Origin of the sequence: Bacillus sp. ISL-78, from assembly GCF_018613455.1 — a bacterium.
GTDB lineage: Bacteria > Bacillota > Bacilli > Bacillales > DSM-1321 > Peribacillus > Peribacillus frigoritolerans.
Map to the genome: position 1 here is coordinate 369,389 of NZ_JAGGQC010000013.1, position 12,287 is coordinate 381,675.

Below are 12,287 nucleotides of genomic sequence, written 5' to 3' on the forward strand. Positions count from 1 at the left end.
ATACCTTTCTATTATATAAGACCATAGATGATATTACAAAACATCATATTTACATAAAATCAGTTATTGGTAAATTTTTTGTAGCCTTTAAATATAAAGCTTGGGACCTGAGGTTCGTTTCCTTTTGGTTTCGGGACGAACTGGGGTAGTGGGGTTACCTTCTATAGCTTTTTCTTTTTTCTTCGAAACCGATTTTACCTCACTGTTTTCTTGTGCCCCAACCGCGGGCCCGCTTTCAACGGAAGCTCCGTCGTCCTTGGTCTCATCGGCTGATGATATGCTTCGGAAAACTTTCCACATGGAAGGCAGGTTTTTAATCACTGGACCGTATTGTTCCACCATAGGCGTGAATTGTTCCGCCGCTTGCAACACTTTTTGCGTGTTGGAAAGCATATTATTAAGGGTTTCGGGGTTTTTTAATGTTTCTAAGATACCGCCTCCGCTGCTTCTTGAAGAACTTTGGTTAGTGGAACCCGCTGGCGCAAACAAATTCGGAGAACCTGCTTTTTGTTTCGACTTACCGAGTATTTTTGACAATAACCCTTCTTTCTTTGCTGGCGGCATTTCCTGCCGCTGCTGTTGGTTGAAAGGGCCGCGGAAACCTTGAGGTCCATGTGGCACCTGCGGTCTGTTTGGAATCATCGGGTGATACATCTGCTGATAAGGTTGGGGAATTTGCGGTGACTGCCTGAATGGAGAAGGGGGCTGCTGCCTCCTTAGACCATTGGGTGGCGGAAAACCGGGTCCGGGTTGACGATTTCTATTTGGGAACATAGGTTTCACCTCCTAAGAATATTATATGCTGGTGTAATCTTCTATATAAATTATGCAACTCGACAAAAAAGGTTTGAGGAAAGAGTGACTGGGCAGTTGTGAAGTAACCGGAAAGAAGGTAAGATGGTAACGGTAGTCTTTTAGCTCCATGTCTGCGGGGGATACGCTATGACCAGGACAGGGGCTTTTCATTTGCAAGAGTCCATTTTAAGAGAACTAACCTCAGCGCATGCGCTTTAGTGATATTTAAGTAAATGGGACACATCGAAAAAGGTGGGTGTCATGCCCATTATGGGACAATCCCTATTTTCTTCACGAGCAGCCCAGGCGCTTGCGCTTTTTGTGTAATCCAGCTTCAAGCGCCTAGCTCGATGTGAAAAAGAGGATTGCCCTCACAAGGCAAAAAGCGCCTTATGGGACAATCCCTATTTTCTTCACGAGCAACCCAGGCGCTTGCGCTTTTTGTGTAAAATTTATTATAATAACAGGACATGTCTTATGACTGACAGGATAAAGGGGTTTTTTGATGAAACAAAATCAATTTGAACGATTTAATTTGAAAAGCTACATTCTAGATGCGGTTCGTACTTTAGGGTTCGATAAGCCGACGGAAATTCAAGAGCGCGTGCTTCCGTCGCTTTTAAAGGGAAGTAGCTTAATTGGACAGTCGCAGACAGGTACAGGAAAGACACATTCCTATTTGCTGCCGATCATGAACAGGCTTGATGCTGGCAAAAATGAGGTACAAGCGATTATTTCCGCACCAACCCGTGAGTTAGCGAACCAAATCTACAAAGAAGCTTTGAAAATTGCTGACCATTTCCCTGAGGATGAGCAGATTCAAGTCCGTTGTTTCATCGGTGGTACTGATAAGCAGCGAATGATCGATAAATTGAAGACACAGCCGCAATTGGTAATTGGTACGCCGGGCCGGATCAAGGACTTGGTTGAAGCCCAGGCATTACAGGTGTATACAGCAAAAATGCTTGTGGTCGATGAAGCGGATCTTATGCTAGACATGGGATTCATAGAAGATGTCGATTTATTTGCATCACGTATGGCTGAAAAAATTCAAATGCTTGTCTTTTCGGCAACCATCCCAGAAAAATTGAAGCCGTTTTTGAATAAATATATGGAGAATCCAAAGTATGTTCAGGTGAATCCCAAGCAGGCGACCGCTTCGAAAATCGAACATGTTCTCGTACCGCTTCGCCACCGGAACAAAGAGCAGTTACTTCATGACATCATCGTTCGTTATAATCCATATTTGGCGATTATTTTCACGAACACAAAGAAAATGGCGGACCATGTGGCTAATTCCCTGATCGAAAAAGGGTTGAATGTCGGCCGTATTCATGGGGATTTAACGCCTCGTGAGCGTAAAAAAATGATGAAGCAAATAAATGATTTGGAGTATCAATTCATCGTTGCGACTGATCTGGCTTCCCGTGGAATCGATATTGAAGGTGTAAGTCATATCATTAACTATGAATTGCCTTCAGATTTGGATTTTTATATCCATAGGACGGGAAGGACGGCTCGTGCAGGATATTCAGGCATTGCCACTACCATTTACGATACTTCTGATGAAGATGCATTGAACCGCCTTGAAAAAATGGGCATCGAGTTCCGTGATGCCGATATCCAAAACGGTGATTGGGTTGATATCGACGAGCGTAATAAACGGAAAAACCGTAAAAAACAAAAATCTGATATCGATGTTAAAGCGAGCAGGCACATTAAGAAGCCAACTAAAGTCAAGCCAGGATACAAGAAGAAAATTCAACGAGATGTGGAAAACTTTAAAAAACGCGAACGTCGCATACAGAGAAAGAAATAGGGGAGAAATCAGATGCTGAAGATTGGATCGCATGTTTCAATGAGCGGGAAAGGTATGCTTCTTGCTGCGAGTCAGGAAGCGGCTTCGTATGGCTCCAATACATTCATGATCTATACAGGGGCCCCTCAAAACACAAGACGTAAAAAAATCGAGGATTTAAATATCGAAGCCGGAAGATTGCATATGGAGGAAAACGGAATCAGTGATATCGTCGTCCATGCTCCGTATATCATAAATATAGGAAATACCACGAATCCAGCCACATACGAACTTGGAGTCAACTTCTTACGCAGCGAAATCGATCGGACCGAAGCGATTGGCGCAAGGCAGATCGTACTTCATCCAGGTGCGCATGTTGGTGCTGGCAGCGAACTGGGAATCAAAAGAATCATCGAAGGTTTGAATGAAGTGCTGACTGCCGACGATAAAGTTCAGATTGCCCTTGAAACGATGGCGGGTAAGGGTTCCGAATGTGGCAGGTCTTTCGAAGAGCTTGCGATGATCATTGATGGTGTGACCCATAATGAAAAATTATCGGTTTGCTTCGATACTTGCCATACTCACGATGCCGGATATAATATCATCGAGGATTTTGATGGAGTACTGAATGAATTTGATAAAGTGGTCGGTGTTGACCGAATCAAGGTGCTTCACATAAACGATAGCAAAAACGAACGCGGCACGCGTAAGGACCGCCATGAAAACATTGGTTTCGGTCATATTGGTTTTAAGGCTTTGAATGATATTGTCCACCATCCGCAATTAAGCTCTGTTCCTAAAATCCTGGAAACACCTTATGTAGGGGAAGACAAAAAAGATAAAAAGGCCCCATATAAATTCGAAATTGATATGTTCAAGAATAAACAATTTGAAGAAGATTTATTGGAAAAGATCAAATTCCAATAATCACAAATAGAAAGGGACGATTCATCGATATGAAGATGAATCGTCCTTTCATTTTGCATTTGGATTAAGTATGCTCAAATAAAGACTGTCGCCAGAAGGCTTAGAATCTTTAAAAATTGGATGTAAGGTTGTTGAAGAGGGATTCTATTTCCCTGGCCGTGCTTGCTCCGGCAACTTTTGTAATTTGACCAAGTACGTTCTGTCTTTGACGTATATCAAAAATGTTAATATTTTTACCGGCTAGAAGTGCAGTAATATCCTGTGCTTGTTTTTGGGTGAGTGCAACCTTATGCTGTTTAGCAAGTGAAAGCAGTTCATCTGGGCGTATACTGTTGATTTTATGATTGACCATCATTTCAAATAATTTCAAACGATCTCCTCCTTTGTTAAAACATATGAAGGAAGTGGACGTATGTGAACATGAAACTTTGTTTGATTACGAAATTGGTTCAGATACTATTTTTTTTGTGATCCAAGGCACTTGTTCGGAGAACCGGATTCTTTACATCTGGACTTCTTTGATTTATACTAACGATTGTTAATCGTAATGATTCTTAAAAAAAAGGTGATCTCTTTGGATAATGTAGTAAACCCCATAGTTAAATTTGAAGATATATCTTACAAATATACAAAAGATCTGGTGCTGGAACATGTTTCGCTTGAGATTCCCAGAGGGGCATTCCTAGCTATCGTCGGGCCGAATGGATCCGGTAAATCAACGCTCTTGAAGTTGCTGCTTGGTCTGTTCAAGCTCCAAAAGGGGAAAATTGAATTATTCGGGGAAGACATTCGGCGCTTTAAAGATTGGCAAAAGGTCGGGTTCGTTTCCCAAAAGGCGAATTCTTTCAACTCAGGATTCCCTGCCACTGTATTTGAGGTGGTTCAGAGCGGTTTGACCAAAAAAATAGGCTTATTTAAGTTCGCTGGCAAAGAGGATAAGCAAAGGGTTAAGAAGGCTCTGGAATCAGTGGACATGCTGGAATATCAAAACCGCAATATCGGGGAATTGTCCGGAGGCCAGCAGCAGAGGGTATTCATTGCCCGTTCACTGGTCAGCGAGCCGGAATTGATGATATTGGATGAGCCCACTGTTGGCGTTGATTCAAAAAACGTCCACCAATTTTATGAAATGCTTGAGATGTTGAATAAAAAATTAGGAATAACCCTGATTTTAGTAACCCATGATGTTGGTACTGTGACCGATAAAGTCACACATGTCGCCTGCTTGAATAAAAAGCTTCATTTTCATGGGGATGCCTGTGAATATAATGAGTTGGATGAAGGTGAACTCTCGTCCATTTATGGACATGGAGTCCAATTTTTAAATCATGATCATTAATAAGTTTTGGAGGATAGCCCAATGATATCTGGGATATTGCAATTTGAATTTTTGCAGAACGCATTCTTGACCGGAATAATCATCGGAGCGATTGCGCCATTAGTGGGCGTTTTTGTCGTGGTAAGGCGGATGTCGATGATTTCCGATGCGCTCAGTCATGTAGCGCTTGCTGGTATAGCGTTCAGTTTATTGCTGCAGAAGAGCTTTCTATCTTTAGCAGGATTGAATCCACTTTATATTGGAATGGCGTTTTCTGTAGGTGGTTCATTATTCATTGAAAAATTAAGAGGGGTGTACAAGCATTACCAAGAGCTTGCAATCCCGATCATTATGTCCGGAGGCATGGGTCTTAGTGTCATCTTCATATCCATTGCTGATGGTTTCAATACCGATTTATATGGTTATTTATTCGGCAGTGTCAGTGCCGTCAGCCGGGCGGACATGTACGTCATTTTGGCAGTGGGGCTAGTCGTAGCCTTGATGCTCACTTTATTGTATAAAGAATTATTTCTGTTATCATTTGATGAAGAGCATGCCAAAGCGTCTGGAATCCCTTATAAAGCGATTCATTTCATTTTTATCGTCATGGTCGCATTGGTTATTGCCGCTTCCATGAAAATCATTGGCATATTACTTGTTTCTTCGCTCATGACGCTCCCGGTAGCAGCCAGTCTCCGCTTTGCTAAGGGCTTTAAGCAGATGATTGGTTATTCAGTATTATTCGGTGAGGTTTCCGTCATAGGCGGATTATTCTTATCATACAACCTTGACCTCGCTCCCGGTGGGACCATTGTAATAATAGCTGTACTAATTCTCATCTTGTCAATTTTGTTTGATAAGTGGAAAAATCGATAGATGGGGTGATGTATTTTGAACGTAACTACTGCCATGCAACTTTTAAAAGATAAAGGCTTTAAGCATACAGGAAAGAGGGAAGAAATGCTTCAGCTTTTCTCTTCCAGCGATAAATATTTAACGGCCAAAGATGTATTGGAGAATATGAAACAGGATTATCCAGGTTTAAGCTTCGATACGATTTACAGAAATCTTTCATTATTTGTCGAACTGGGCATCTTTGAAGCGACCGAGTTGGAAGGGGAAAAGCGATTTCGTTTTACATGCGGTCATTCTTCCCACCATCACCACTTCATCTGTTTGAACTGTGGAAAAACGAAAGAAATTGAATTGTGCCCGATGCAGGAACTTCAGGAAAGCTTGAAGGACTACGATGTTTCGGGGCATAAATTTGAAATTTACGGACGCTGTCCTGCATGTAGCGTATCTTTGGAAGCATAAAAACCATTGACCTCAAGTCAATGGTTTTTTCTTGTCTCATTTTACAGTTGCCGGTTCCCCTGACAGCCATTGATTCACCCAGGCAGAGGCTTCTTGCCAATTGTTGACCCGAATCACCCTTTCAGGCACGGGATCTTGGTTGTAAGGGGTATTAAATAAAATCACGGGTATTTTACACTCTTCTGAAATCGCCACTGCATTATCGTGCTTGTCCTCCAAAAAGAGATCGACTTCGAATTTTTTGGCTGCAGCAATCTTATCGTGTGAGCCTACAAGCTCTATATGATCATATAGGACTTGATTGTTCGTGAACCAATTCTTCGTTACATCCAATAAACGGGAGCTCCTGGCACTGATGAAATAAAGGTTGGCTTGTTCTGTCCATTTTTCCAATACATCTTTCGCACCCTCAGCCAATAATGATTCGGAATAGATGAGCGGCTCGGTCTCGATGAACCATTTAGTGAAATCCTCTTTAGGAACATTCACGAAAGGCAATAAGTCATATTCGGTTATGTCTTCATAAGCTAAATTCAGTTGAAATGCTTTATTTAAAAAGGGAACCATGGAATCAGGTCTTGTGACAGTCCCGTCTATATCGATGCCAAAACGTTTTTTCATGATGAATCTCTCCTCATTTTCAATACTTGTAATAGTGTAACATATCCCATCATAGCTTTGGTAAAAACCCGTATTTATTTCCAAGACATGAAACCATTTTCACGATGGGTTCCTGCGATTTTTACATACACTATAAATGCTTCACAAACGAAAGTGAGGGATGCACGAATGGAAAAAGATCAATACTCCAGTATTGACGATGAAATGCAATTGGCGAAAGAGGGCAGTGAACCATCCGTTGTGGATGATCAGCATCATGAGCGGTATTATAATGAAGATACACCTGAAGATGACAGACGATATGAGAGCCGTGGGACCATAACCAGTTTGGATAACCGGTATCAGGAAGAAACGTCTGCCGAGATTTCCACACCGCCTCAGCGAATCAGGTCATATGAAACTGATGAGCCTGCAGAGGATAATGGTTTAGGGGGAGTGGCATCAAGAGGAAAAGCGATTGGTGTCATAGCATTGATCATCTCCATTTTATCGTTATTCATGATGCCTTTCCTTTTAGGGATTGTAGGTATCATTGTAGGAATAGTGGCCAGAAGCCGGGGATCGAACCTGGGTACTTGGGCCATCGGCATAGGTGCTGTTTCCATCATCGTTGGCATATTTATCGCGCCGTTCTTTTAAGCATCATTAAACCCTTTGATGTCATTACATCAAAGGGTTTTTCAAATGGTAAAAAAACAAAAAATCCCGATGATGAAAATTCGGGATTCTTTGTTTTATTTATTTAGTAAAGCTGCAGCAGCAGCTTCGGCTCTTTGTTTTTCATAGTACTCTTCAGCGATTTTGTCAATTTCCTTTTTCAGTTCCTCGACCATCGTCTCTTCAGGCACTTTACGTACGATTTGACCTTTTCTAAACAGTAAACCTTCACCGCGGGCGCCGGCTATGCCGATATCAGCCTCACGGGCTTCTCCAGGGCCGTTTACCGCACAACCAAGCACTGATACCTTGATTGGCGCTTTAACCGTCTGGATGTACTCTTCAACTTCATTGGCGATGGAAATCAAATCAATCTCGATTCGACCGCAAGTTGGGCAGGAAATTAAAGTGGCCATGTTGGAAGCAAGGCCGAATACTTTTAGAAGCTCCCTTGCCACCTTCACCTCTTCGACAGGATCGGCACTTAAGGAAACACGAATCGTGCTTCCGATACCCTGACTTAGGATGGCACCTAGTCCGGCAGCGCTTTTTACGGTTCCGGAGAACAGTGTACCTGATTCCGTGATCCCAAGATGTAAAGGATAATCGAATGCTTTTGAAGCTTTTTCATATGCCTCGATTGCTAAATTCACATCGGAAGCTTTCATCGAAACGATAATATCATGAAAATCCAGATCTTCTAGGATCTTGATATGGTGTAAAGCACTTTCCACCATTCCATCAGCAGTCGGGTAGCCATATTTCTCGAGGATTTTCTTCTCTAGAGAACCAGCATTGACGCCGATGCGGATTGGTATTCCTTTGGCCTTAGCAGCTTTCACGACTGCTTCAACCTTTTCACGGCGTCCGATATTACCAGGGTTTATCCTGATTTTATCCGCTCCGCCTTCGATTGCCTTCAAAGCAAGTTTGTAATCGAAATGAATATCGACTACAAGAGGGATGTTTATCCGTTTTTTTATCTCAGAGATTGCGTCAGCTGCCCTTTCATCCGGACAGGCGACGCGTACGATTTGACATCCCGCCTCTTCAAGACGAAGGATTTCTGCAACCGTTGCTTCAACATCATGTGTTTTTGTCGTTGTCATGCTTTGTACTATAACTTCATTATTGCCGCCAATCGTTAAGTTTCCGACTTTAATTGGCCGCGTTTTGGTGCGATGTATGATTTCACTCAAGTGGAATTCTCTCCTTTAGGAAAAAATCAGTTTTGATTTTTAATTTGTTTCTCTGAAATATTGTATCAATGTACTTACCGCTTGACAAGGAAATAGGACGCATAATCTTTTTTCAATAAGTGACACTTCCTATTTCAGGATATATTTGGTTGTTGGAAATCCCCTTTAGTGTATTTGTGAAGGCATAAATTCCCATTTGAAAGTTATTTATAAACGGGAATTTTATATGTTTTGCCAATCTGCATATTTTCTGGCCTCAATCCTTCATTCAAACTTTGAAAGTCAGTGATGATCGTTTCAATTGGGTGATTGGATTCGCCTTTTTCCTTTTCAACGATGGAGAGTAAGGTATCCCCGGGTTGCATGGTGATTTCTTTATAAGCGGCAGACGGTGCGGATGCAGGCTGGCTGGCCGGCACGGCCGGTTCGCCTGTAGAGGCAGGTGGATGGGAAGCCGGCAGGGTACCCGTAGTCAAATCAAAATAAATAATAAATAAAGTGAAACAGAATGAGATAAAAATCAGAAGCCGTTTCAATTTTCCATCCTCCCAAGCATGTCTTTAATTCATCTATACTTGGAGTGGGCAAAAAATATGCCTAAAAATGGGCGATTTTTCAATGGAATGTAAGAGTGGCCATTCAAATTGTCTATTTCAGTTGAGTAACATCCTTATTATTTGATTGATTGCTGAGAAAGGAGCGAATTTCCTTTTGTGTCAGACCACTATTTTTTGCCTCCAATATGAGTAACAACCACTGTACATCAATATGACTCTCCTTCACGTCTATCACCTCTTAAATACTATTTCAATCATAAGTATAGTAATAACCTGGTGAGTATTTTGTCGAATTAAGTAGATATAAAAAATGATGACTGTAGTCATATGAGGTAATGGCAATGATTGCCCAGTTTTGTGCAAAAGCAAAAAGATCCGGACCGAGGTTGGTCCGGATCTTATTTAACCTCAATTTCCCATCTTATTGGCTGATGTTTCTTTAATGGATAAATATAACATCATTAATGTAACAAACCAGCTAATAATGGAAGCGAATGGTACAATCGCTTGAAAAGCATCCATGATGGTGAAGAATACAGTGGCAAGAGTTATGCTGTATGCACTAATTCTCCAAAGATGCCTATACGAAAGTGGACGGCTAAGAGCATTTTTGAAAAAAAGACCAAATGCAGCAATGATTGTCACTTTAATGAAGATTCCGCTAGCAGTAAACAGGTATAATATGAGTAGAAGCAATGGAATAATGATCGGCAGCACAGATTCAACTGAATCAAGCCAAGTGGATATTTCCTGATTATCTCCCTCCAAAACTGAATAAGGAGAGGATTGCACATTGCCTCCGGATACGAAAACCAGGTCAGACTTCAAAAGTGCGACAGCCTCATCAGCTTCTGCAGCTACCTTTTCCGGGGTCAAGGCTCCCGTGCCATCCACAAAAATTTGATATCCGTTTTTATTCAGGCTAAATGGCTCATCTTCTTCAGTCGTCAACGTGCCATTTTTGATTTCAAATGCCGGTAAGTCTTCGGATACTGTTTCGTGCATGGCATCTATCCCGTCAACTATCATTGTACCGAAATAAAAAGCTGAAGGGAGAAAGGCGATGAGACTTATAAAGAAAACGTATAAAATCGTTTTCCCGATACCTTGGTTTTGAAAGGAAGCAATATCTTTAGGGGAAAATATGCTAACCCATAGTTGTTTGAATATGTTCAATGTTTTCAGCACCTATCTATATAAGATTCTAACCAATTTTAACTATATGGGAAAAATAAAACAACCTGTATTCAACTTCATTGGTTTCAAACAACAGTAATGAGGTAATTATGGAGAGATAAACCAATTTATAAATTAAATGACAAAGGGGATTTTGAGATATGGACACACTATTTTGGATAATAATCACCCTCATGTTCATAATGGGATTTGTCGGTCTGATTTTTCCGATCATCCCAAGTGTTTTGTTCATTTTTGGCGGAATATTGTTATATGGACTTTTTTATTCTTTTGAACCTTTTGGCTGGTTTTTCTGGACGGTCCAAATTTTATTCGTCATCCTTTTATTTGCAGCCGATTATATTGCCAACATGGTCGGGGTCAAAAAGTATGGCGGCACGAAAGCGGGGATATGGGGCAGTACGATTGGGCTCCTGGTCGGGCCATTCGTGATTCCATTCGTAGGAATTCTGATAGGTCCGTTCATCGGGGCATTCCTGGCAGAGATCCTGGTACATAAACAAGACCCTGTTACTGCTTCCAAAATCGGCCTTGGTTCCGTTGTAGGCTTTATAAGCAGCGTAATCACAAAAGGCATCATTCAGCTTCTGATGATAGGATATTTTATATTCGTGGTATTCTCATAGGAAAATTAATCGAAAAATGAAAAATTGAGGCATATGGTTTGAAACGGTTACAAAAATTTGATACTCTATTGCTAGCGAGCTTTAGGTATCTTTCGAGAACTGAAGCCCTCAAAAAAACAGCTTACATAGGGAGGAATTTTATTATGGCTTTTGAACTTCCACAATTACCGTATGCATATGATGCATTAGAACCACACATCGACAAAGAAACAATGAACATTCACCACACTAAACATCACAACACATATGTGACAAACCTGAACAATGCGCTTGAAGGCAACCAAGAACTTCTAAGCAAAAGCGTAGAAGAAATCGTCGCTAACCTTGACGCGGTACCTGAAGCTGTTCGTACAGCTGTACGCAACAATGGTGGCGGACACGCTAACCACACTTTATTCTGGGAAATCCTTTCACCTAACGGCGGCGGACAACCAACTGGTGAATTAGCGGATGCCATCACTTCAAAATTCGGAAGCTTTGACAGCTTTAAAGAAGAGTTCGCTAAAGCTGCTACTACTCGTTTCGGATCTGGCTGGGCTTGGCTTGCAGTCAACAATGGCGAGTTGGAAGTAACAAGTACACCTAACCAAGACAATCCATTATCAGAAGGTAAAACACCGCTACTTGGATTGGACGTTTGGGAGCATGCTTACTACTTAAACTACCAAAACCGCCGTCCTGAATACATCAATTCTTTCTGGAATGTTGTAAACTGGGATGAAGTTGCAAAACGTTACAGCGCTGCAAAATAATTTGTAATTAAAAAGACGGGATTCCTTTTGTAAAAAGGAATCCCGTCTTTTTTTTGTTTCTGGAAGGGGAATATTAAAGAAAAACAAATAAAGGCAACTCATATTGCTTGTTTCTCCCAAAAGAAATGAACGAGTGAAAGCTGCGAATTTACGAGAACGCAAAAATTCACGAGTAAAACCTTCAAATTCACGAGTAAAAGCTCAAAACTCACGAGTAAATACGCAAAACTCACGAGTAAAAGCCCGAAATTCACGAGTAAAACTCCAATTCCTAAGTAAAATCTTCAAATTCACGAATAAAAGTATCGATTCACGAGTGGAAATCCCAATTCATGAGTGAAATCTCGAAATTGACGAATAAACACCCCAATTCAAGAGTGAAAACTCCAAATTGACGAACATCCCTTCGGCTTCGCCAATCGAAGAGTTTTCTTTATACTGTTCTTGAATTTATTTGAGAGAGCATTTAAGGAAAACAGTATAAGGGCAACTACTTCTCTGTCATCGCCATTTGGCTGCCAAT

At 41.3% G+C, this 12,287-nt stretch carries 15 protein-coding genes; 8 read left to right on the forward strand and 7 right to left on the reverse strand.

Annotated elements, in window-relative coordinates:
• Nucleotides 1-87: 87 nt before the first annotated feature.
• On the reverse strand, nucleotides 88-774 hold the full coding sequence (vrrA, locus tag J7I96_RS15715; protein WP_214773487.1) for a VrrA/YqfQ family protein: 687 nt from the start codon (nucleotides 772-774) through the stop codon (nucleotides 88-90).
• 526 nt (nucleotides 775-1,300) lie between these two features.
• Here vrrA and J7I96_RS15720 point away from each other — a divergent pair.
• Nucleotides 1,301-2,614, forward strand: a complete 1,314-nt coding sequence (locus tag J7I96_RS15720) for a DEAD/DEAH box helicase (protein ID WP_034308462.1) — start codon at nucleotides 1,301-1,303, stop codon at nucleotides 2,612-2,614.
• 12 nt (nucleotides 2,615-2,626) lie between these two features.
• Entirely contained in the window at nucleotides 2,627-3,520 is an 894-nt protein-coding gene (locus J7I96_RS15725) for a deoxyribonuclease IV (RefSeq protein ID WP_214773488.1), read from the forward strand.
• Between the two features lie 109 nt (nucleotides 3,521-3,629).
• On the opposite strand, the gene J7I96_RS15730 is transcribed toward J7I96_RS15725, so the two are convergent.
• The gene (locus tag J7I96_RS15730) at nucleotides 3,630-3,890 is read right to left on the reverse strand and encodes a DUF2624 family protein (protein WP_048677987.1); all 261 of its coding nucleotides are present in this window, start codon (nucleotides 3,888-3,890) and stop codon (nucleotides 3,630-3,632) included.
• A 204-nt stretch (nucleotides 3,891-4,094) separates the two neighbouring features.
• Between J7I96_RS15730 and J7I96_RS15735 the strand changes: the two genes are divergently transcribed.
• Genes J7I96_RS15735 through J7I96_RS15745 form a run of 3 tightly spaced genes read left to right on the forward strand, consistent with a single transcriptional unit; the run spans nucleotide 4,095 to nucleotide 6,155 of the window.
• Entirely contained in the window at nucleotides 4,095-4,859 is a 765-nt protein-coding gene (locus tag J7I96_RS15735) for a metal ABC transporter ATP-binding protein (RefSeq protein WP_251029180.1), read from the forward strand.
• 21 nt (nucleotides 4,860-4,880) lie between these two features.
• Nucleotides 4,881-5,714, forward strand: a complete 834-nt coding sequence (locus tag J7I96_RS15740; RefSeq protein ID WP_192205561.1) for a metal ABC transporter permease — start codon at nucleotides 4,881-4,883, stop codon at nucleotides 5,712-5,714.
• Nucleotides 5,715-5,729: 15 nt separating this feature from the next.
• Complete coding sequence (locus J7I96_RS15745) at nucleotides 5,730-6,155, forward strand: Fur family transcriptional regulator (protein ID WP_034308449.1); 426 nt, start codon at nucleotides 5,730-5,732, stop codon at nucleotides 6,153-6,155.
• 36 nt (nucleotides 6,156-6,191) lie between these two features.
• On the opposite strand, the gene J7I96_RS15750 is transcribed toward J7I96_RS15745, so the two are convergent.
• Complete coding sequence (locus J7I96_RS15750) at nucleotides 6,192-6,776, reverse strand: 5' nucleotidase, NT5C type (protein ID WP_214773490.1); 585 nt, start codon at nucleotides 6,774-6,776, stop codon at nucleotides 6,192-6,194.
• A gap of 168 nt (nucleotides 6,777-6,944) precedes the next feature.
• Here J7I96_RS15750 and J7I96_RS15755 point away from each other — a divergent pair, with 168 nt between their 5' ends.
• Nucleotides 6,945-7,415 (forward strand): DUF4190 domain-containing protein, encoded by a 471-nt coding sequence (locus J7I96_RS15755; protein WP_251025387.1) that lies wholly within the window; start codon nucleotides 6,945-6,947, stop codon nucleotides 7,413-7,415.
• A 95-nt stretch (nucleotides 7,416-7,510) separates the two neighbouring features.
• Here J7I96_RS15755 and ispG read toward each other — a convergent pair whose 3' ends face one another.
• From ispG to J7I96_RS15775, 4 genes are all read right to left on the reverse strand, one after another.
• Nucleotides 7,511-8,632 (reverse strand): flavodoxin-dependent (E)-4-hydroxy-3-methylbut-2-enyl-diphosphate synthase, encoded by a 1,122-nt coding sequence (gene ispG / locus J7I96_RS15760; RefSeq protein WP_034308444.1) that lies wholly within the window; start codon nucleotides 8,630-8,632, stop codon nucleotides 7,511-7,513.
• 203 nt (nucleotides 8,633-8,835) lie between these two features.
• Complete coding sequence (locus J7I96_RS15765; protein WP_214773491.1) at nucleotides 8,836-9,168, reverse strand: type IV pilus assembly protein FimV; 333 nt, start codon at nucleotides 9,166-9,168, stop codon at nucleotides 8,836-8,838.
• A 112-nt stretch (nucleotides 9,169-9,280) separates the two neighbouring features.
• Nucleotides 9,281-9,424 (reverse strand): anti-repressor SinI family protein, encoded by a 144-nt coding sequence (locus J7I96_RS28860; RefSeq protein WP_396020111.1) that lies wholly within the window; start codon nucleotides 9,422-9,424, stop codon nucleotides 9,281-9,283.
• 173 nt (nucleotides 9,425-9,597) lie between these two features.
• Nucleotides 9,598-10,365: a DUF1189 domain-containing protein gene (locus tag J7I96_RS15775; protein WP_214773492.1), complete on the reverse strand. Its 768-nt coding sequence runs from the start codon at nucleotides 10,363-10,365 to the stop codon at nucleotides 9,598-9,600.
• A gap of 161 nt (nucleotides 10,366-10,526) precedes the next feature.
• Here J7I96_RS15775 and J7I96_RS15780 point away from each other — a divergent pair, with 161 nt between their 5' ends.
• Entirely contained in the window at nucleotides 10,527-11,012 is a 486-nt protein-coding gene (locus tag J7I96_RS15780; RefSeq protein WP_048677991.1) for a DUF456 domain-containing protein, read from the forward strand.
• A 143-nt stretch (nucleotides 11,013-11,155) separates the two neighbouring features.
• The gene (gene sodA, locus J7I96_RS15785; protein WP_034308436.1) at nucleotides 11,156-11,764 is read left to right on the forward strand and encodes a superoxide dismutase SodA; all 609 of its coding nucleotides are present in this window, start codon (nucleotides 11,156-11,158) and stop codon (nucleotides 11,762-11,764) included.
• Nucleotides 11,765-12,287 lie beyond the last annotated feature (523 nt).

Excerpts from the sequence above, each read along its gene's own strand:
- vrrA (WP_214773487.1), bottom strand. The coding sequence starts at position 774 with ATGTTCCCAAATAGAAATCGTCAACCCGGACCCGGTTTTCCGCCACCC.
- J7I96_RS15720 (WP_034308462.1), top strand. The coding sequence starts at position 1,301 with ATGAAACAAAATCAATTTGAACGATTTAATTTGAAAAGCTACATTCTA.
- J7I96_RS15725 (WP_214773488.1), top strand. The coding sequence starts at position 2,627 with ATGCTGAAGATTGGATCGCATGTTTCAATGAGCGGGAAAGGTATGCTT.
- J7I96_RS15740 (WP_192205561.1), top strand. The coding sequence starts at position 4,881 with ATGATATCTGGGATATTGCAATTTGAATTTTTGCAGAACGCATTCTTG.
- J7I96_RS15750 (WP_214773490.1), bottom strand. The coding sequence starts at position 6,776 with ATGAAAAAACGTTTTGGCATCGATATAGACGGGACTGTCACAAGACCT.
- J7I96_RS15755 (WP_251025387.1), top strand. The coding sequence starts at position 6,945 with ATGGAAAAAGATCAATACTCCAGTATTGACGATGAAATGCAATTGGCG.
- J7I96_RS15780 (WP_048677991.1), top strand. The coding sequence starts at position 10,527 with ATGGACACACTATTTTGGATAATAATCACCCTCATGTTCATAATGGGA.
- sodA (WP_034308436.1), top strand. The coding sequence starts at position 11,156 with ATGGCTTTTGAACTTCCACAATTACCGTATGCATATGATGCATTAGAA.